Genomic DNA, 22312 nt, shown 5'->3' with positions numbered 1-22312 from the left:
CCAATAAATGGCGTTTATCAATACCGCAGCGTCAACTGCAACAGAGAACTACCGCAAGGGCAAACCCTTGTACACGCTTATGTTAACCCTGGTGGCCACTTTGGGAGGATTATTATTTGGCTACGATACGGCCGTAGTCAACGGTGCAGAAAAGGCTCTGGTCGGATTTTACATAGGCGATCCCGAGAATAACAGATACGTGGATCAGATCCAGCAGGTGATCAGTCAGTACCGCGGGTTACTCGTAGGTGTACTCTACGTTGTATTTGTGATTATCAGCGGGCAAATATTAAAACTTACGGGCCGGAAGAAAGGCCTGATTATTTCGGCTTCATTAATTGGACTACTGACTGTATGGGCGGTCTATTTTCTCAGCAAACCTTTGCCGCAAACGGCAGCAGACATTAAGGATACGGCGGATGCCGTCAAAGGTTTTGTTATTGCGAGCGCATTGATCGGGTGCATTATCGGCGGTGCGGCTGCCGGATTTATTTCCAAATCCCTCGGACGCAAAAAAGGTCTGATTGTTGCGGCTGTCGCCTTTCTGATCTCGGCAATCGGCGCGTGGAAACCTGAAGCGTTTAACATATTCGGGACGCAGGATGTCTATTCCTTTGTGATCTACCGGATCATTGGCGGCATCGGCGTGGGGATTGCATCCATGATTTCGCCCATGTACATTGCAGAAATCGCTCCGGCAAAAGTCAGGGGCAGGCTGGTTTCTTTTAACCAGTTTGCCATTATTTTCGGGATGCTGGTCATCTATTTTGTGAACTATTTTATTGCCGGTCGGGGAAATGAGGAGTGGCTGACACACACCGGCTGGCGATGGATGTTTTTCTCAGGCGCGATTCCCGCGGTGGTGTTTCTGATCCTTTTATTTTTCGTCCCCGAAACGCCGCGATTCCTGGCTATTAATGGCGAGCATGATAAAGCGCTTGGGGTTCTGAATAAAATTGCCGGAGAGGAAGACGCACCGAAGATCCTGCAGGAAATAAAAGATACGGTGCACGAAGTCAATGCTCCCTGGCTTTCTTATGGGTTCGGGATTATTTTAATCGGCATCCTCCTGTCGGTCTTTCAGCAGTTTGTGGGAATTAATGTGGTGCTCTATTACGCGGGGAACATTTTTAGAAATATGGGTGCTTCAACCAATTCTTCTTTATTGCAAACTATTATTGTGGGAGCGGTAAATCTGGCTTTTACGGTTGTAGCTATTCTGACTGTCGATAAGTTTGGCCGGAAACCGCTGATGATCATTGGTTCCATTGGCATGGCCGTTAGTATGGTGGCGCTGGGATTTGCGTTTTACCTCGACAGGCTTGGTCTGCTGGCGCTGATCTTTATGCTGACCTACACCGCGTCGTTTGCCATGAGCTGGGGACCGGTATGCTGGGTCCTGCTAGCCGAAATATTTCCAAACAGCATCAGGGGCGCCCTTTCAATCGCTGTTGCTGCGCAGTGGATCGCAAACTGGATCGTTTCGCTGACTTTTCCCATGCTCAATGACAACGTATGGCTGACTGCAAAATTCAATCATGGATTTGCCTATTGGATTTACGGCGTGATGGGCGTGCTTTCTGCTATTTTTATTTGGAAAATGGTACCTGAAACTAAAGGGAAGACGCTGGAAGAAATCGAAATTTTCTGGAAAAAAGGAAAGTAGTGAACTACATGATTGGTCCTGTGTACACTCAGCCAGATCGGCAGATTAAGTCGACTTAGTTCAGTACTGAACAAGTGTGAAAATCCATTGACCGGCTGCTATTTATTTGACAGGTTTGAAGTTTAATGACCGGTTTCAAAAAATGATCCCCGGGACACCGAACTATTTGTATTTAAAAATGTTATTGTATTTTCATTCTTGATTTTAACCCCTGTCAGTATGGATGTTCAGGCTGAATGTATTCCCTATCACCAGACCGGTTTTTTCTCCAGGCTGGTGATCGACTATTTGAACAAAGCTCCGGAATTGAGCCCTTTTTATAAACATTTTTCCGATGACCAGGGGCTTGAAGCATCCATTCAGGAACGTCGCAACTTTAAAACGGACCGGGACCTGTTAGTTGGCGCATTACAAAAACAATACGAGCAGGTTGAAAAATCTCCATTGGTACAGCAAAATCTGAACCTGCTTTCCCTTTCTACGACGTTCACAATAACGACTGCCCATCAACCGAATATTTTCACGGGGCCGCTGTATTTCGTTTACAAGATCCTGCATGCGGTCAGGCTGGCGGCGCATTGCAAGGAAAAATTTCCCGAGCTTGATTTTGTTCCTGTATTTTTTATGGGTAGTGAAGATGCAGATCTGGAAGAGCTGGGGCATACTTACCTGAATGGCGAGCGACTGAACTGGGAAACCCGTCAGACGGGCGCCGTGGGCAGAATGAAAGTTGACCGGCCGTTTCTCAAAATGATCGATCGGATCGGATCAGAATTTGGGATTTATCCATTTGGTGAAGAAATCGTCGGCCTCATTCGCAAGTTCTACAGTGAAGGCACAACCATCCAGGATGCTACACTTGGATTTGTGAATGCACTTTTCGGTAAATATGGATTGATTGTCCTTATTCCGGATAATCCGCTGCTGAAAGCCGGCACTACGGATATGTTCCGGGAAGAATTGCTAAACCAGGTATCGGCTCCGATAGTTGCAAAGACTGCTGTTGATCTTCAGAACGCAGGTTACAAGGCGCAGGCTTACAGCAGGGAAATTAATCTTTTTTATCTGAAAGACGACAAACGCGAAAGGATCGTGCGGGAAGGTGATACCTGGAAAGTCAATGGCACCAGGGAGTCTTTCGGGGAAACAGAAATACTTCAGTTACTCAAAGATCATCCCGACAGGTTCAGCCCGAATGTTATTCTGAGGGGCCTCTTCCAGGAAATACTGTTGCCGAATATTGCTTTTATCGGTGGTGGAGGTGAACTCGCCTACTGGTTTGAGTTGAAGGGCCTTTTTGAACACTTCAAAGTGCCTTACCCCGTTCTTTTTTTAAGAAATTCATTTTTGGTTGCAGACAAGGAAGTGGTACGAAAAATCAAAAGATTGGGTTTCGAAGTGAAGGATTTTTTCCGGCCATTGCAGGAGTTACAGGAAGCCTGGATTGACAGGAACAGCAGTAAGCTGACAAAGGTGGATGCGCCCCTTGCGGAGATTGAGAAAATTTACGGGGAGTTGAACAGAATTGCCAAAGCTGTGGATCCAACGCTTTCCCGTCACGTCGAAGCTTTGAAGTCTGATTCAACAAAGAAGATCCGCCAATTAGCAAAAAAGATGCTTCGGGCAGAAAAGAGAAATTATGCGGATGCGATGCGTCAGATAATCAGTGTTAAGGAAAAACTCTTTCCACATCATAATCTGCAGGAAAGAATTGAAAATCTGGTACCCAGTTACGCCAGGTGGGGAAATCAATTTGTTGAAAGGATCTATGAAAACTCCTTTGCCATCGAACATGAATTTGTCATCTTGAAAGAATCCGATTAGTCGAAGGCATTGGCAACACCGGAATCTTTCAGCAATTTAGCTTTCTTCAAAACTTCTTTTTTGAGCTTGTCTTTGTACGCCTGGATTTTTCGTCCCATCCTTCCGTCTGAACTACTCAGGATCTGGGCCGCCAAAATACCAGCGTTCTTCGAGGCGTTCAGTGCAACCGTGGCCACAGGCACACCATTAGGCATCTGCAGAATGGATAAAACAGAATCCCATCCATCGATGGAGTTGGATGATTTTACGGGCACGCCAATCACAGGCAGGGTAGTGATGGATGCCACCATTCCCGGGAGGTGAGCTGCACCGCCCGCGCCTGCAATGATGACATGGAGGCCCCTTTTTCTCGCAGTCTGCGCATATTCAACCATCCTTAATGGTGTACGATGTGCCGATACAATTGTTATTTCGTATTCTATACCGAATTCTTCCAGAATATCGGCAGCGGCCTTCATGATTGGAAGATCACTTTCGCTGCCCATGATGATACCTACCCTTATTGCCATATTGCAAAGGAAAGATAAAAATAGCTGGTCAGCAAATGATTAAAAAAGTGGAATTCTCTTGCGGCGTTATTCAACGGTATTGTTTAGTCCTGAACGTACAAATTTCAGATTTCTCTGAATCCCGGTGAACTTCGTTCTCTTGAGCGGTGAGTGCTTAAAGATTTTTTTAAAAGCTTCCTCCGTCATTTCTTCCCATTCGAGGGTATTCAGGTGGAGAATTTCCGGAATTGGTTGAAAAGCCGGCTCACTGGCGGGTTTACTGAAGCGGTTCCAGGGACAAACATCCTGGCAGATATCGCAACCAAAGATCCAGTTATCAAACCTGCCCGACAATTCCGAAGGCAGTAATTCATCTTTTAACTCGATCGTGAAATAGGAAATACACCTGCTGCCGTCAATGACCCGGTTGGGTAGGATGGCATCGGTGGGGCAGGCGTCGATACACCTGGTGCATGAACCGCAAAAATCACCCGCAAACGGGTCGTCTGGTTCCAGATCAAGGTCCGTAACCAGGGTTGAAATAAAATAAAAAGAGCCGCTCTTACGGGTGAGCAGATTGCCATTTTTTCCCACCCATCCAAGTCCCGATCGTACCGCCCAGGAACGCTCAAGAACTGGGGCGGAGTCTACAAACCCGCGCCCGTTTATTTCGCCGATTTGTTCTCTAAGTAGTGATAAAAACTGGTTGAGCTGATCGCGGATTACTTCGTGGTAATCCTTCCCGTAGGCATATTTAGATATTTTGGGCCCATCGGTCTGCTGAAGTTCTTGAGGGTAATAATTTTTAAGCAGGGTTATCACAGATTTTGCACCGGGAACCAGCTGGGTGGGATCCACCCGGAGGTCAAAGTAGTTCTCCATATATTTCATCTTCCCGTGAAACCCCTGATTGAGCCAGTTTTCCAGTCTCCTTGCATCCTCATCCAGTTTTTCGGCACGTGCAATCCCGCAATAGTCGAATCCCAGAGCGGAAGCAAGTGATTTTACCAGTTGACGATGATGACTGTTTTTCATTTTTAGAAATGTTTGCTGATATCGTATTCTTAAACTGTCCGGAAAGAATAGAGCGGGGTTAAAATTAACAGCTTCTTTGTTACCTTTCCGTATAAATTTCATAATTTAAGACCATGCCGGAAAAGATCATCTCTATTTTGTTCATTATGAGTATGCTTTCAGGAGCTGTTACGTCACAGACGCTCTCACAACAATCAGGCAAAAAAGGCAATTATGTGCTGGTGATTCATGGTGGCGCTGGAACATTGTTGAAGGAACGGATGACTGCGGAGAATGAGGCCATCTACAGAAAGGCGCTTGAAAAGGCATTATTGGCCGGTTACGATCTGATTAATCAGGGAAGATCAAGTCTGGACGCTGTGCAGGCAGCCATCAACATTCTCGAAGATGATCCGCATTTCAACGCTGGGAAAGGAGCCGTTTTTACGCATGACGGCCGCAATGAAATGGATGCGGCTATCATGGATGGGAAGACGCTGAAAGCTGGTGCTGTGGCTGGCGTCACGATCATCAAAAACCCTGTAGATGCCGCAAGAGCGGTGATGGAAAAGTCAGAACACGTGATGATGGCTGGTCAGGGCGCTGAGCAATTTGCCAGGCAATGCGGTCTGACAATTGTCAAACCCGAATATTTCTTCACAGAGGAACGCTGGAGGGCCCTGCTGGAAGCAAGAAAAAAAGATACGTCAAAATCTGAACTGGATCATGATCACGTGCCGTCGAAACCGGGCGGGGTTGATCAAAAATTTGGTACGGTTGGAGCTGTGGCGCTGGATCAATCGGGAAATCTGACTGCAGCCACATCCACGGGAGGTATGACCAATAAGAAATATGGCAGGATTGGTGACACGCCAATCATCGGAGCCGGAACCTATGCTAACAACAGAACAGCGGCAGTTTCCTGTACAGGCTGGGGGGAATACTTTATCAGAAATGTGATCGCCTATGATCTTTGTGCGCTGATGGAGTACAAGCATCTTTCCGTTCAGGCTGCCGGAGATGCTGTCATTGAGAAACTTGGCGAGAGCGGGGGTACAGGCGGACTGATTGCGCTGGACAAAGATGGAAATGTGGCTATGCCTTTTAACACCGCTGGTATGTATAGGGGCGCTATCACAAGAGATGGGAAAGTTGAGATTTATATATTCCGGTAAATTTTTGTGAACGGTAATTTTAATTATATTTGATCAGTAGATTTTGAAATTATTGCCGGTCAAAATGAATACGAAAGTATTGCTGAAAATAAATAGAGGCCTGATTTAAAACTGAGAGACCCCAGCCAAGGAAGTAGCGAAATGATTTTGCAGGCATGAATTATTCTAGGAATTTCCGAGATCGAATTCGATCTCATTCTTGTCACGCTTGTTTATAAAGGAATCTTTGATAACAATTGAAAGAACTTTATATGATAAATAAACAAGTGACAAACGAGACGCTAAATCTTATTGCTGACTGCGATGACAGGAAAACCTTTGGTTGTCTTTTTTCCGATTATTTTGCCGGCCTCGTTTCATTTTCAACCACGATAACACGGAACCGGCAGGTAGCCGAGGAGGTGGTTGTGGATGTGTTTGTCAGGTTATGGGATCAACGAAAGATGCTTAAAACAATTAGAAATTTTCAGCAATATATTTATACGGCTACAAAATATGCTTCCATCAATGCCTCAAAAAAAAATAACGCTTTTTCTTTGACCGAGAGGTTTGGTGATGAATTTACATTACAAGCGTCGGGCAATGAGAATCCTGATAACAGGCTCATCTCAAAGGAAAGCTTAAATAAGGTAAGTGAGGCTATCAACACCCTCCCTCCACGTTGCCGGCTGATTTTTCGGTTGATTAAGGAGGAAGGGATGAAGTACGATGAGGTAGCAGAGTTATTGGAATTGTCCGTCAAAACCGTCGAAAACCAGATGAATATTGCTTTCAAGAAAATTTTTCAAGTTCTCAATGAGGGCCTTCCTGAGATCGCCCGCAAGTACGAACGGAAAAAAGCCTGATTAAAAAAAACGGAGCCTGTTTGGGGGTAAAAGGTCAGGATAGCTGACTTAATTATAGAGACATATGACTAAGGAGAAAATAATCCAGCTTTTAATTCAAAAAAAAACCGGGGTCATTACACTTGCGGATCGAATAGAGTTGGACGAGTGGCTGAAAAAAGACGGAGATGCGGCGGCGATGAGCCAGATGATGGATGAGTTTTATGAGATTAGATTTGTACCGGATATTCCATCTATTGAAACTGCCCTGAAAGAATCGCATCAGAAACTGAATTGTGCTATTGAAACAGATGGCTTCCGAAAAAGAGACCAGCAGGAATTTAATTTTTTGAGGCGGCGAGGGATCGCAGTCATTGTTTCGGTTGCAGCTTTATTGCTGGTATTGGCAGGTATTTCCTGGATTCTGTTCATTGGCCGTCCTTCCCTGTATCCCACTGATAATATTGTGGATGTGAAGAAGGGGGCCAAAACCAATCTTCTTCTGCCTGATGGATCCAAAGTTTGGGTTAACTCAGATTCGCGGATTACCTATAAGTCGGATTTTGGCAGGACCTCCAGGGAACTCCGACTCTCGGGGGAAGCCTATTTTGATGTGGTGAAAGACAGTAATCGCCCGTTCGTTGTTCATACAGATGCACTTGATGTCAGGGTGCTGGGAACGGTCTTTAATGTAAGGGCATATTCAGATGAGAGCAGCACCCAAGCGGTTCTGTTAAAAGGTTCAGTTGAAATCGTTTTTAAAAGAAACCATAAGGAACGGATTTTTTTAAAACCCAATGAGAAAGTCATTGTTCGAAATGATTATTCGAAGAAGACGACCATTTCAAAAGAAACGGTAAATATTCCGAAAATTACCATTGTAAATGTACTTCCGGATAAAATAGATTCCACTACACCGGAAACGCAGTGGCTTAAAAACCGGCTTTCGTTCGACCAGGATCGCCTGGCTGATATTGTTCCGGTGCTTGAAAAATGGTATGGGGTGGCCATTGAGGTGAAGGATAGTTCACTTTTAAATAGGAGGCTGTCGGGAAGATTTGAAAACGAAGGTCTCAAAGAAGTGCTCGAATCGTTTAAACTCGCGATGAGATTTCAGTATAGGATTGATAATAATATTGTTTCGCTCTATAATTAATCAAAAAAATATTTGTTTACCAAAAAATAAAAAATATGACGTAGCCATTTGAACAAAAAAGGCGGAAAATGTTGCGACCATTCTCCGCCAAACAAGACTGTTAGAATTGCCTTACGGCAAGATTCTCCTCATCTTAAATCTTTACAAATTTATGAAAAAAAACTGGAGTCCGGGTATAAGAAACCGGGGTATGATCATTGTTAAATACCTTGTAATAATGAAATTGTCTGTTTTTTTGATTTTGATTACTTCATTTCAGGCAATTGCATTTAACAGTTCCTCTCAGGAACGAATTAATTTAAAGCTGACTGACGAAACGATTCATTCCGTGCTGAAAAAGATCGAAAATGAGTATTCTTATCGTTTTGTGTACAGTGACAGTGTGGCCCTTAGTAATAGGAAAGTTGATCTTTACGCCAGGAATGCCACTATTGATTATGTCCTGCAGAAACTCCTGCACAACACCTATTTTTCTTTTCGAAGGATGAGTTCAGGGCTGACTGTTATTTATGGTACGGAAGAGATCAACAGCCTTATACCGGTTACCGGGAGGATAACAGATGCCGTCTCCGGCGCTTCTTTAGCTGGTGTGAGTGTGATAGAAAAGGGGACCAAAAATGGAACTACTACCGATGAAAATGGATACTATACAATTAATGTTACAAATGGAAATGCAGTTTTGGTCATTTCTAATGTGGGCTTTCAGACCCTGGAAGTAGCCATTAGCGGGAGAGGAAGTGTTGATGTCGTGCTGACACCTATTGAAAATAAGATGGATGAAGTGATCGTGGTGGGTTACGGTACCCAGAAACGAAGGGATATCACGGGGGCCATTTCAAACGTGGATTTAGACGTGATTAAGGATGTTCCTGCTTCAAATACCAGCCGATTATTAGTAGGACAAATTCCCGGTGTTTCGGTAAAGCAAAGAACGGGACGCCCCGGCCAGCAGTTTGAAGTGATCGTGAGGGGAGTGGGTTCACTTGGTGCAGGGAGTGCCCCGCTTTACGTTATTGACGGAATGCCAATAGGAAATTCTCTTGATTATAGTATCAATCCATCGGACATTGAAAGTATTTCGATCTTAAAAGATGCCGTTTCCTCGGCCATTTATGGGGCAAGGGGGGCCAACGGAGTCGTGCTGATTACCACCAAAAAGGGTAAGGCCGGAAGAAGTTCTATGGAAGTCTCGGCAAACTATGGAATCCAGGACGTTGCAGAGAAAAGTAAGACCAAGGTTTTGAACGGACCCGAGTTTGCTCAGTTCAAAAAAGAATCTTTTATGGATAAGATCCGGTATTTCCAAAAGAGGGAACCAGACATTAATGAGGTACCCCTGGATTTCAGGTATCCCGAACAAACTAAGTATTCTACTAACTGGTTTGACGAAATCCTGCATAAGAATGCACCGTTCCAGAACTATAATCTCACCTATGCCAAGGGAGGACAGGATTTTCAATCGTTATTATCTATAGGTTATATCGATCAGAAGGGTGTTCTGATCAATACTGATTTTAAACAAGTGTCCGCACACGCCAACGTAGAAGGTAGGTTCAATGATTATGTAAAAGTAGGTCTGAATCTGAATGGCTTTCATGCTAATTCCAATTTGGGGCCGGGCACTGAATTTAGGGATGGATTGGTGGGCAGTACCTGGATTATGGACCCAAGGGACCGCGTATATAATGATGACGGTTCTTATGATACATTTATTGGGGGCCATGATGGGGTATTCGGATATCCTAATCCTGTACAATTCCTGAAGACTTATTATAATAAGGAGAGGGTAACCGAAATGATAACGAACGGATTCGTGGAATTAAAGTTCTTAAAGCATTTCACATTCAAATCCGCAGCAAATACAAGGCTGAGGTATTCGGACAGGAAATCCTTCAGGCCTTCCACACTTGCGGGCACTTGGGCGCCGCCGCCGAGAGACGCTTCTTTATACCAGGAATCATACAACACGGTGAACTGGGCTTTGGATCAGCTCCTTACCTATAATAATAATTTTGGATCGCACCAGGTGAATGTTTTGCTCGGTTACACGTCGCAGGAAGAAACGGTCAGGGGCCTTTCCGGCAATGGAAGTAAATTCCCCAATGACCTCATTCCGTTCTTTAATTCAGCTGCCAATAAAACCCCATCCAATACCGAGTATGGCTGGAGTCTGGCAGCTTTATTCACCAGAATTAATTATTCTTTCGCTGACAGGTACCTTTTATCAGCAACTTTCAGAAGGGAAGGAAGCTCCAGGTTTGGCGAGCAGAATCAATATGGGAATTTCCCTGCGTTGTCTGCAGGTTGGCGTATTTCTGAGGAAAAATTCATGAAGACCATCACCTGGCTGAATGATCTGAAGTTACGGGCGAGCTGGGGTGTGACCGGTAACAATAATATCGGTAACTACACCAAGTTGGCGTTCATGAACAATAATAACTACATTATCGGGAATGCTTTTGCCCCGGGGTACACCGTAAGCTCACTGCCTAACTCCATCCTGGGCTGGGAAACGGCAAAGCAAATTAATGCGGGTCTGGACCTGTCGGCTTTGCAGAATAAGTTAACATTCACTGCAGATTACTATAGAAGAATTACCAGCGATATGCTGTTGCCGGTACAAGTACCAGCTATTTCAGGTTTCACAAGTTATATGTCAAACATTGGAAAAGTGGAGAACAAAGGTCTGGAACTGGGATCTACTTTCCGCACGCGCATCCAGAATGACTTTGGCGTTTTTGCTAACCTGAATTTTTCCATTAATCGAAATAAAGTACTGGAATTGCGGGGTGAGACCGATATGATCCGAAGGGGTGATTTCTATGGTGTTTACAGTGTTTCAAAACCCGGCAGACCCATCGGCATGCTTTGGGGATTCAAAAACCTTGGTATCTTTAAGAATCAGGCTGAAATTGACGCTTCGCCAAAGCAGGATGGTGCAATCCCGGGCGTTTATAAATATGCAGACACTAACGGGGATGGCGTAATCACCTATGACATGCAGGATATGGTGGAAATCGGTAACCCCTGGCCCAAATTTACTTATGGCTTTACACTGGGTGGCGATTTTAAGAATTTCGACATCAGTATGTTGTTCAATGGCGCTTATGGATTTGATATCAATCGGGAAATATTGAAATCAATCCTGAATATGGACGGGGTTTTCAATGTTGCAGTAGAAGCTAAGGACCGGTACCGCGATGAACAAAATCCGGGCGGCGGGATTGTACCAACGACTAACACGTGGAAGTGGGAGCGGGAATCAAATTCAAGGTATGTGTATAGGGGAGATTATTTATGGTTTAAGAACCTGAGCGTGGGTTATAATTTCTCCAGGCCAAATCTTCCGTTCAGGTCAGCAAGGATCTCTGCTAGTATTGACAATTTTATACTATTTACCAAGTACCCCGGACCCAATCCCGAGGCTTCTGTGACCAACGATACGCTTTTCCCCGGGCAGGATGATGGTACCTACCCGCTTGCTAGAACCTTTAGCGTTGGGATTAAAATTAACTTATAAAAACAATGAAAATGAAAAAATATATTTTACATACCTTGTTTTTGTTTTTGGTTGTTTTTACCATTGGCTGTAATAAGGATTTCCTGGATAAGACCGATCCGACAAGACTGGCAGAAAACTTGTTCTATAAAGACTCGACCCAGGTAGAGCAGGCAGTAAATGGCGTTTATTCTACTTTACAGGGGATCATACTAAACCAATGGCAGTTTAATGAATTCCCTTCAGATAATACGACTTTTGATTTTTACCCGGCCGACCGGGGACAGGCAGACCGTACCGAAGCGCTGGAGACCTGGACCCTGAATCCGAACAACGTCAATGTGAATAGCATGTATGTTGCGCATTATGCTGCGATCTATAATGTCAATAATACGCTGGCGAAAATGAAGAATGCAGTACTGACGGATGGTGTTCGTAAGGTCAATGAAGGGCAGCTGAAATTTTTGAGGGCATATTTTTATTATCAGCTTACGAACTATTTTGGTGACGTGATTTTGATCACCAAGCCCCTTGAAAAGCCAGCTGATGCCTGGAGTTATACCCGCAAATCTCCGGACAGCATTTATCTGCAGATTGAATCTGACCTGAATGATGCTGTGAACGACTTGCCACAGTCCTATTCACCAGCTGAGAAAGGCAGAATCACCAAGGGTGCTGCATTGACTTTGTTAGGCCGGGTGTACCTTACGGAAAAGCGATATGCTGATGCGGTGAGCACTTTAAAACAGGTTACAACCTTAAGCTATAGCCTGTTGCCCAATTATGCGGATAATTTTGATCCTCAAAAGAAAAATGGCTCCGAATCCGTTTTTGAAGTACAGTTTCAGGGAGGTAACGACCTCGGAGAATGGAGTAATTTCATTTATAGTTTTGCACCCAGAACTTCAAAGGGAGCTGTGACAGGCTGGGCCCAGAGTAATCCCAGTGGATGGAATATCCCTTCCAAGGATATCATCGCTGCTTATGAACCCAGTGACAAAAGATTTGAAGCTTCCGTTGGGATGAATTTTATTAGCCCGGTTACAAACGTGGTGGTCCCATATATTAAAAAATATCAGCATACTCATGCTATTTATGGCCGCACCGATGATAACTGGCCGGTATTCAGATATGCTGATGTATTGTTGATGTTGGCAGAAGCTATCAATGAGCAGAGTGGGCCCACCGTGGAGGCATATAGTTATATCAATGCGGTGAGAGCCCGGGCGGGACTAAGTGATCTGGTAGGGTTAAGTCAGGCCGGTTTCAGAAATGCTGTTCTCAAAGAAAGAAGGATAGAGGTGGCCTTTGAAAACTGGCGCTGGTTTGACCTGAAACGGACCATGACGCCAGCGGAAATGACGACTTTCTTAAATGCCCACGGAGCCAGGGAACGGGCAAATCCAACGGTTCCGAGGCAGGGTGTGCCCTTGTCGGACCAGGATTATAAATTTGAAGCATTTAAGGTGCTATTCCCAATCCCGGCGAATGAAATCATTGTGAACAGTAAACTAACCCAGAACCCGGGATATTAGGGATAACCAGCGGCACTTTTATTTCAACCCGACTACGGCCGGGTTGAAATTTACTTTCCCACCTTACCGGTAGAAATGCTTTGTTGATTCTATTGATTCAGTACCGATATGGTGACCGTGACTCTATAACTATATTTGTTGACACATTAAATTTAGAACGATGCATCCCATTATTTTATTTTATGGAATCCGTAAATCGTTGGTTCATTCATTGCTGACGGCGCTTATATTAGGTGTTTGTCATCCTGCAAATGCTCAGAACAGCGTTCCGGAGCTCAGCGTGGACTGGAATAAAGTGATTTTTGTTTCCAAAACCACTCCAACACTTCAGGTTGTTGAAAATCCGATGGTGAGACCATCATCCCCGATACATAAAAATACTTTTCGGGCCTTAAAGGAACTGGGAGCGGACTATGTACGCTATGTTCCCTGGTTTCCCTACCCAAAAATGGCGGTAGCAGAATTAAAGCCACCGACGGCCACGGAGACTTTCTGGGATTTTACCTATCTGGACAGTACTATGAAAGCGATCATGGATGCTACGGAAGGACATTCAACGGTCATAAACTTCAGCACTACACCGGCCTGGATGTGGAAAACCGAAAAGCCGGTAGTTTACCCCGAAGACCCGTACCAAGTGTTTTGGGATTATAATCAAGGCAATGAACTCAGGGATACCACCGGAAAAGAGTTAGCCGACTATTATACCAGGCTGTTTAGCTGGTATACAAAAGGTGGGTTTACTGACGAATTGGGTAGGTTTCATAAATCAGGACATTTTTACAAAATAAAGTATTGGGAGGTTTTGAATGAGCCGGACCTGGAACACCATATTTCTCCCGAATTATATACGAAAGCCTACGATATGATTGTCAGGGAATTAAAAAAAATATCGCCAGGCACAAAATTCATTGGCTTGTCTCTGGCTTATGTCGGCAATCCGCAGTACTTTGAATATTTCTTAAATGCGAAGAATCATCGCTTCGGAATAGTGCCTGAGGGTATTTCGTACCATCATTATTCAACACCCTCCTGGGCCGGACAACCGCTTTCGGCGTATCAGTACACCTTTTTTGAAAAGGCCGATGCGTTTATCGATAAGGTAAAGTATATCGAGAATATCCGAAAAAGGCTGGCTCCCCGAGTATTTACTACCATCAATGAAATAGGAGTCATTCTCGGGCGAGAGCCTGCTGAAGAGGATTACTGGAATGTTGCTGCAAGTCTTTTTGCTTATATGTTTCTTGAAATGACAAAAATCGGAATTGATGTGACCGGGGAATCCCAACTGGTAGGCTATCCCACACAATTTCCTGACGTAAGTATGATGAATTGGAAGACAGGGAACCCAAATGCCAGGTACTGGGCATTATGGTTATTACACAAAAATTTTGGACCAGGTGATAAGTTGGTCTCAACCAGGTTTGAAAAGGCTGTGCCGGATGGAGTGAATGCCCAGGCATTTAGTACAAAGGGCGGGCGGAAAATCCTGCTGATCAACCGCAGGGGAAAAACCTCGGAAATTATTTTACCTGCGGACATAGTGGGAGGATCTTTGTCAACGGTGGACATTAACACGCGTGATAACCCGCCCTCTGGGGGGCAAATGACTGATTTAAAAATTACCTTGCAGCCCTATTCGGTGGTTGTTGTAAGTAAAAAGTAGTATTTTTCAGCAATACGGTTCAGCATAAAATAACTAAAAGACATGACCAAAAAACTTCTACTGCTTACAGCACTGATTTCTTTGTTTTTCACCAGTATCTGTGATGCTCAGCAATTGTCAGCCACGCGTGCCAGTGAATCGCTGGCACAGATCACGAATAAATTCAAGAATCCCGGAAAAGCTTTCGGATCAGCACCACTCTGGGTCTGGAACACCAAAGTGACTACCGAAATCATTGACAGAATGATGACCGATTTTAAAAAGAAAGGTTTCGGAGGGGCATTTATTCACCCACGGCCAGGGCTCATCACGGAATATTTGGGAACTGAGTGGATGAGTATGTATGCACATACCATCAAAAAAGCCAAAGAGCTTGATATGAACGTGTGGATTTATGATGAGAACTCTTATCCCACGGGTTTTGCAGGAGGGCTTGTTCCGGCTCAGATGCCCGAAAGCTATAATCAGGGACAGATGCTGACGCTGTTAACAGCCACTGAGATCCCGGATAACAAAGCTGATATATTTGTTTGCCTGAAAAAAAAAGGCGAGCAATATGAAGACATTACTTCGCGTATGAACAGTGAGGTGGGGAAAACCGGGGACTACTACCTTTTCAAAAAACAATACTTCGCTAAACAGGCCGGTATGGTGGGCCCACCCGATTTTCCATTGGTAGACCTGATGGTAAAAGGCGTTACTGAAAAATTTATTGAAGTGACCCTGGAGAAGTATAAACGGGCTTTTGGAAATGAATTTGGGAAAACTATCGCCGGAACTTTTTCAGATGAGCCCAGTATCCCTGCTCATGGCAGATATACAGTGAAGTGGACACCGGACTTATTTGAGGCTTTTCGTGAACGATGGGGTTATGACCTGGTACCGAATCTGGTGTCTTTATTTGAAGAAACCGGCGACTGGAAAAAAGTACGGCACAATTATCAGCAGGTACTGCTTGAAATGTTTATTGACCGCTGGTCGAAACCCATGCATCGTTTTGCTGAACAGAATAAACTGGCCTGGACGGGTCACTATTGGGAGCATGGATGGCCTGATCCTACCGAGGGACCAGATAATATGGCCATGTACGCCTGGCACCAGATGCCCGGAATAGATATGCTATTTAACCAGTTCAATGAGGAAAGCCCCAACGCTCAATTCGGTAATATCCGTTCCGTAAAGGAATTATCCAGCGTGGCCAATCAGTTCAACCGGGAAAGGACACTATCAGAGACCTATGGGGGTGCCGGATGGGATCTTACTTTTAAAGAGATGAAGAGGCTGGGCGATTGGGAATTTGCGCTGGGCGTGAACTTCATGAACCAGCATTTATCCTGGATGACGATGGCCGGAGTTCGCAAATATGATTATCCGCCTACATTTTCTTACCAGAATTCCTGGTGGGAATACTATAAGCCCCTGAACGACTATTTTACCCGGTTGTCCTATGCCTTGTCCCGGGGACAACAAAAAAATGATATCCTGGTGATTGAACCGACCTCTTCGGCGTGGATGTACTACACACATGCGAAACGAAGCGATGACCGCTTTTATGAGATCGGAAACAAATTTCAGCAGTTCATCACCCGGCTGCAGAAGAGCCATGTTGAATTTGACCTGGGTTCGGAGAATATCATACAGAACCATGCCAGGGTAGATGGTAAAAAGTTTGAAGTGGGGGCCGCAGCCTATTCAACCGTCGTGATCCCGCCGGGGATGGAAAACGTTAATAAAGCTGTGTTCAGTTTATTAAAACAATTTGCCCAAAATGGGGGCAACCTGGTTTTTTTGGAGAAATGGCAGACGGTTGATGGCGCTTCTGATCCCTCGTTCTCAACATTTTCGTCATTGGGAAATAACATTATTGAAAGTGATATCCTGGAGGATTCAGAACTGGAGCGTTTATTTATATCGGATAGCTTCAGGGTACGTTTGAATGTTGATCAGGGCAAGAAAGGTAACCTGTACCATCACCGGCGAATGTTGGGTGACGGGCAGTTGCTGTTTCTTTCCAACGCGGACATGGAGCACCCATCTAGTGGTGAAATTACCGTAAAAGGAGTTCAGAGCGTGTTACAATTGGATCTGGCCACGGGTAATGCTCGCCCTTATGCGGCCCGGAAATCGGGAAGCGCAGTTACAATTGATTTTGATATTCCTTCTGCCGGAAGCATCCTGTTGTTATTCAGCAACCAACAAGGCGCTCATTCGGGTCAGACTGTTTTTACAGGCAAATCAGTAGTACCGGCCTCTCAAATGACGGTCAACCGCCCTAAAGAAAACACACTCATGATCGATTTCTGTGATTTGAAGGTAAGGGATCAGATTTTACCTGAAACACATGTCTGGAAGGCTTCTGACCTTGTATTCAAGGAGCATGGCTTTAGCCGCAATCCCTGGCAGCACCAAATGCAGTTTCGCCAATCCTTCGTTGAACGAGACACTTTTTCTAAGGGCTCGGGATACACTGCCACCTACAAATTTTATGTTGGGGAAGGAGTGGATTCCCGAAATTTCAGAGCTGCCATAGAGCAGAAGGATCTTTGGAGTTCGATTGCAGTAAACGGAAAAAAAGTTCGACCCCTCGCGACTGACTGGTGGATGGACAGGAAATTTGGCATTCTCAGGTTGGAAGGGTTATTGAGAGCGGGAGAAAACGAGATTACACTGGCTGTTGATCCCATGAGTGTTTATGCAGAAGTGGGGCCGGTTTACATTTTGGGAGATTTTAATCTCGAATCAGGGACGAAGTCCTGGAACATCATAAAACCCGGGTTGCTGAAGCCTGGTATATGGAAGGAGCAGGGTTTGCCTACATATGGTAACGGTATTGCATACCAGAAAGATATCAGTATCATCGATTCTAAAAAAGTGTTTCTGCTGCAGTTACGTGGATTTAAAGGAACCGTGGCCGGAGTTAAGGTCAACGGTAAAGAGGCAGGCATTATTTACAGCGAACCATATTCGTTAGATTTGACGGGTCTTTTAAAGAATGGGCAGAACAAAATAGAAGTGACGGTAGTGGGAAGCCTACGAAACCTTTTGGGCCCACATTACGGGACACCCCGCCCCGGCTACATGGGACCAGATAGCTGGAGTAATATTAAAGAGATGATTCCCGGCAGTCAGTTCAACCTATTTGACTACGGCTTGGATGATTTTGATATTTTGATTCTTAGAAAATAAGCGTATTAACGGTACCTTCTTGCTAAAGAACACGGTTAATTCGTAAGCAGAATTTTGCGCATTATGCTGACTTATTATCGTATTTTTTGTATACGATCTCGCAAGAATGGACATGTTCTTAGGACCCTTATCCCTGTTTGGACATGGTGAGCCTCGGAATTTTCGCGGAGAAACCTGATAACCGGGTATTCCGAAAATCTGACTAAATAGCATGAAACCTGCTTCCAGACTGCATTTTGGGCATATTTGATGAAGGGATTCTGCCAGGCTTTCAGGAAACAGTGGCTTGGAATTTGTTTTGTGCATCTAAAATGTTCCGGAAAAGGTTGGTTGTGGTGGGAGAATTATCGACCTTAGATACGGACAAGGTTTCTAAAAAAAAGAATTATGAATCTAGGAAATTTTACCATTAAAGCTGCTGAAGCTTTTCAGCAGGCCCAACAGTTGGCATTTAATGCACAGAATCCAAATATCGAAACAGAACATATATTAAAAGCGTTGCTGGAACAGGAAGATTCTCCTGTGGAGTATTTGCTCAAGAAAAATAACGTTACGGTTAACCTGGTGCAGAGCAAGCTGGAGGATTTGTTGCAAAAGCTCCCGCGGACAAGCGGGGAACCCGCGCAGATGGTCAGCCGGGAGGCAAATAATGTTATTTTAAGAGCAGGAGCTGCACTTAAACAGTTCAACGATGAGTTTATAACGCCCGAGCATCTGTTGCTTGCAATTGTTGAAGGAAATGACGATACAGGTAAGCTGCTAAAAAACGCGGGACTGTCAGCGCAAGGCTTGGTCGCTGCAATTAAGGAATTGAGGAAGGGGGAGACTGTTTCATCGCAGACCCAGTCGCAGGAATACAACGCATTAAACAAATATGCAAAAAACCTGAATGAACTTGCCAGGCAGGGCAAACTCGATCCGGTAATCGGGCGGGACGAAGAGATCCGCCGTACCCTGCATATTCTCAGTCGCCGTACCAAGAACAATCCTATCCTGGTGGGCGAACCTGGCGTTGGTAAAACGGCTATCGTGGAGGGGTTGGCACATCGTATTATTAATGGCGATGTCCCCGAGAATTTAAAATCAAAAGTCATTTATGCGCTGGATATGGGGTTGCTGATCGCGGGTGCGAAATATAAGGGCGAGTTTGAAGAGCGGCTCAAAGGGGTTGTGAAAGAAGTGAGTGGTAGCGACGGGGAAATTATTTTGTTTATCGATGAAATCCATACCCTGGTGGGTGCCGGCGGTGGAGAAGGAGCCATGGATGCTGCTAATATTCTTAAGCCCGCTTTGTCCAGGGGTGAACTTAGGGCAGTTGGCGCCACGACTTTAAATGAATATCAGAAATTTTTTGAGAAAGACAAAGCGCTTGAGCGCCGGTTTCAAAAGGTGATGGTGGACGAGCCATCTGTGGAAGATGCGATTTCGATATTGAGGGGTCTGAAAGACAGGTACGAAACACACCATCACGTGAGAATCAAGGATGAGGCGATCATTGCCGCGGTAGAACTATCGTCTAGGTATATCTCAGACCGGTTTCTGCCTGATAAAGCGATTGACCTTATTGATGAGAGTGCAGCTAAGCTTAGGCTGGAAATGAATTCCATGCCAGAAGAGCTGGATAAGCTGGACAGGCAGATCAGGCAATTGGAAATTGAAAGGGAAGCTATCAAAAGGGAAAACGATGAAGAGAAGCTGAAGCAACTGAATACTGACATTGCTAATTTATCCGTAGAGAGAGATACGCTGAAAGCAAAATGGAAGGAAGAAAAGGAATTGGTGGAACAGATTCAGAACGCCAAGGCGACGATAGAAAGTTTGAAACTGGAAGCGGAACGGGCCGAACGCGATGGCAACTATGGAAAGGTGGCGGAAATCCGATACGGGAAGATCAAAGAAGAAGAGGCAAATATCACGTCGTTAACCAATCAATTGGCAGACAATACCGAAAAGAGGTTACTTAAAGAGGAAGTTGATGCTGAGGATATTGCTGAAGTCGTTGCAAAATCGACGGGCATACCCGTTAGCAAGATGTTGCAAAGCGACCGTGAAAAGTTATTGCACCTGGAGGAACACCTGCATGAGCGGGTGGTTGGCCAGGATGAAGCGATTACAGCTGTTGCGGATGCTATTCGGAGGAGCCGAGCAGGGTTAGCCGATCCTAAAAAGCCTATTGGTTCTTTTATTTTCCTGGGCACGACGGGAGTAGGTAAAACCGAGCTGGCTAAAGCGCTGGCAGCCTATCTTTTTGATGATGAGAGTATGATGACGCGGATAGACATGAGTGAGTACCAGGAAAAGCATACGGTAAGCCGTTTGATCGGAGCGCCCCCGGGGTATGTGGGTTATGATGAAGGTGGACAGCTGACTGAGGCCGTAAGGAGAAAACCTTACAGTGTTGTGCTTTTGGACGAAATAGAAAAAGCTCATCCTGATGTCTGGAACGTTCTGCTGCAGGTGTTGGATGATGGCCGTCTGACGGATAATAAAGGGCGGGTGGTCAATTTTAAGAATACTATTATTATTATGACCAGTAATATCGGAAGTCACCTTATTCAAGAGGCATTTGAGAGTGTCAACGAAGAGAATGTCGACGAAATCACTGAAAGGACTAAGACGGAAGTAATGGGCCTTTTAAGAGAAACGGTACGGCCTGAGTTCCTGAACAGGGTAGATGAAATAATTATGTTCCATCCTCTGCTCAAACGGGATATACTGGGTATTGTAAAAATTCAACTGAAAGCGCTCAAAAACACGTTGGCCGAGGTCGGAATCCAGTTAAATTTCAGCGATTATGCCATTGATTTTCTGACGGATCAGGGTTTTGATCCTCAGTTTGGGGCTAGACCTTTGAAGAGGCTGATCCAAAAGGAAATCATCAACCCGCTGAGCAAGAGGCTTTTGAAGGGAGACATCGACAAGTCGAGACCGGTGTTGGTGGATGTATTTGACAATACAGTGGTTTTTCTGAATGAAACACCCGAAAAAAGAGCAAGTGAAATTTAAAAACGCTCGTAATGGCGTTTAAGCCTGCCAACGCGGACTTTGTTATACTATAAAGATACGAAATAATTGGCAAAAAATGCGCGCGGGTTTCGGATCTACGTTTTTATTCCGTTTATGCGTAATAGAGTGATTATAAGATGATTATAAACTCAGTAAAGATTTTTGGGATGATTCCCGACTGGCGAATAAATGATTTTTTAAGAAAAAATTTGTTGGATAGAAAAAAAAATTATCTTCAACCACTGAATCAAAAGATTGACTTTAATAATCGATTGATAAATAGTTCTGCCAGACTGGCTTATATCAGGCACAAAATTGAAATTTGTTTATGAATGCGAAGAAAGAAGAGGAAGAAATTATTGAACCCCGGGACATATTTGTGGGGAAAAAAGATGCCCCTGTGGTTTTGATGGAATTTGGTGAATATGAAAGTGAAGAATGTGCCCGGGCGAACGAAATCGTAAAACAGTTGCTTACGGAATATGACGGTGTAATGAAATTCAATTTTCGTCATTTTCCGCAGACCAGGATCCATCAGCGCAGCCTCAAAGCAGCGGAGTCTGCCATTGCAGCCGCTCAGGAAGGAAAGTTTTGGGAAATGCATAATGTGCTGTTTCAGAACAGGAGGAACCTGGGCACGACCAGCCTGAAATTGCACTCTAAAGATGCCGGAGTGAAGAATAAGAATTTCCTGGATGAGTTGGTTAACGGTACTTATGGGTGGCAGGTACAGGACGACCTGAAAGAAGGTATTAACCTGGGTGTTAAAGAGGTTCCTACTTTTTTTGTAAATGGACAGTTGTATAAAGGGAAGACCACTTTTGCCGGTTTGTCTGCAGCTATTGAAGAAGCTGTGGCAAGTTTGAAAAAGAAACCTGCCTCCAAAGCAAAGCCAAAATTAAAGACTTACGGAATTGCGGTGTCCAGACCGAAAGGGAAGTAGCTGCTTATTCCATCACTAATATTAGTTACAACAAGCTGCGAAGTAGTATTTTGAATATACTCGACATTGAGTGCTTGAAAGACTTCTCATTGTAATCAATGCCGACAAGTGATGATTGCTTCAAATTTTCTCAGGATTCTTATCAGGTGATACTCATCACCTCATATAACCTACCTGATGTTTTGAAGCGGGTCGATGATAAGGTCGGATTTAGTCTTGACGCCTGAAAATGCCGTGGACACTGAGTTTCAGAGCAAAGTGGTAAAATTATTTTTGCTTTTTGTGTTCATATGCTTTGTATCGAGGCAGTCATATGATATACGATTTTTT

Annotated in this window: 13 protein-coding genes; 11 read left to right on the top strand and 2 right to left on the bottom strand. The window is 44.5% G+C overall.

The genetic code is table 11. From position 1 onward, the window contains the following. Positions 1–7: 7 nt before the first annotated feature. Together xylE and bshC are read left to right on the top strand one after the other, a co-directional pair. Positions 8–1666, top strand: a complete 1659-nt coding sequence (xylE, locus tag AC3WS5_RS07165) for a D-xylose transporter XylE (RefSeq protein WP_492466593.1) — start codon at positions 8–10, stop codon at positions 1664–1666. Positions 1667–1885: 219 nt separating this feature from the next. Continuing rightward, positions 1886–3490 carry a bacillithiol biosynthesis cysteine-adding enzyme BshC gene (gene bshC / locus AC3WS5_RS07160; RefSeq protein WP_492466592.1) on the top strand — a complete coding sequence of 535 codons (1605 nt, stop codon included), beginning with the start codon at positions 1886–1888 and terminating at the stop codon, positions 3488–3490. Here bshC and purE read toward each other — a convergent pair. After that, on the bottom strand, positions 3487–3999 hold the full coding sequence (purE, locus tag AC3WS5_RS07155) for a 5-(carboxyamino)imidazole ribonucleotide mutase (protein ID WP_492466591.1): 513 nt from the start codon (positions 3997–3999) through the stop codon (positions 3487–3489). The genes bshC and purE overlap by 4 nt on opposite strands. Before the next feature lie 66 nt (positions 4000–4065). Next, positions 4066–5013: a tRNA epoxyqueuosine(34) reductase QueG gene (queG, locus tag AC3WS5_RS07150; protein WP_492466590.1), complete on the bottom strand. Its 948-nt coding sequence runs from the start codon at positions 5011–5013 to the stop codon at positions 4066–4068. A 113-nt stretch (positions 5014–5126) separates the two neighbouring features. Here queG and AC3WS5_RS07145 point away from each other — a divergent pair, with 113 nt between their 5' ends. The 9 genes from AC3WS5_RS07145 to AC3WS5_RS07105 all read left to right on the top strand — a co-directional run bounded on the left by AC3WS5_RS07145 (position 5127) and on the right by AC3WS5_RS07105 (position 21982). Further along, entirely contained in the window at positions 5127–6167 is a 1041-nt protein-coding gene (locus tag AC3WS5_RS07145) for an isoaspartyl peptidase/L-asparaginase family protein (protein WP_492466589.1), read from the top strand. A 251-nt stretch (positions 6168–6418) separates the two neighbouring features. Beyond that, positions 6419–7012 carry an RNA polymerase sigma-70 factor gene (locus AC3WS5_RS07140; protein ID WP_492466588.1) on the top strand — a complete coding sequence of 198 codons (594 nt, stop codon included), beginning with the start codon at positions 6419–6421 and terminating at the stop codon, positions 7010–7012. Between the two features lie 64 nt (positions 7013–7076). After that, positions 7077–8147, top strand: a complete 1071-nt coding sequence (locus tag AC3WS5_RS07135) for a FecR family protein (RefSeq protein WP_492466587.1) — start codon at positions 7077–7079, stop codon at positions 8145–8147. A gap of 151 nt (positions 8148–8298) precedes the next feature. After that, on the top strand, positions 8299–11667 hold the full coding sequence (locus AC3WS5_RS07130; RefSeq protein WP_492466586.1) for a SusC/RagA family TonB-linked outer membrane protein: 3369 nt from the start codon (positions 8299–8301) through the stop codon (positions 11665–11667). A gap of 11 nt (positions 11668–11678) precedes the next feature. After that, positions 11679–13181: a RagB/SusD family nutrient uptake outer membrane protein gene (locus AC3WS5_RS07125; protein WP_492466585.1), complete on the top strand. Its 1503-nt coding sequence runs from the start codon at positions 11679–11681 to the stop codon at positions 13179–13181. 160 nt (positions 13182–13341) lie between these two features. Continuing rightward, a complete protein-coding gene (locus AC3WS5_RS07120; RefSeq protein WP_492466584.1) occupies positions 13342–14847 on the top strand; it encodes a glycosyl hydrolase family 39 in 1506 nt (501 codons plus the stop codon). 42 nt (positions 14848–14889) lie between these two features. Then, the gene (locus tag AC3WS5_RS07115; protein WP_492466583.1) at positions 14890–18033 is read left to right on the top strand and encodes a glycosyl hydrolase; all 3144 of its coding nucleotides are present in this window, start codon (positions 14890–14892) and stop codon (positions 18031–18033) included. A 387-nt stretch (positions 18034–18420) separates the two neighbouring features. Next, positions 18421–21039, top strand: a complete 2619-nt coding sequence (clpB, locus tag AC3WS5_RS07110; protein WP_492466582.1) for an ATP-dependent chaperone ClpB — start codon at positions 18421–18423, stop codon at positions 21037–21039. Between the two features lie 328 nt (positions 21040–21367). Then, on the top strand, positions 21368–21982 hold the full coding sequence (locus AC3WS5_RS07105; RefSeq protein WP_492466581.1) for a DsbA family protein: 615 nt from the start codon (positions 21368–21370) through the stop codon (positions 21980–21982). Positions 21983–22312 lie beyond the last annotated feature (330 nt).

The sequence above is a fragment of the Niabella sp. CPT15-335-S11 genome (assembly GCF_058792415.1).
The sequence above is the reverse complement of the archived record's forward strand: the minus strand, read 5'-3'. Positions and strand labels throughout refer to the sequence as shown.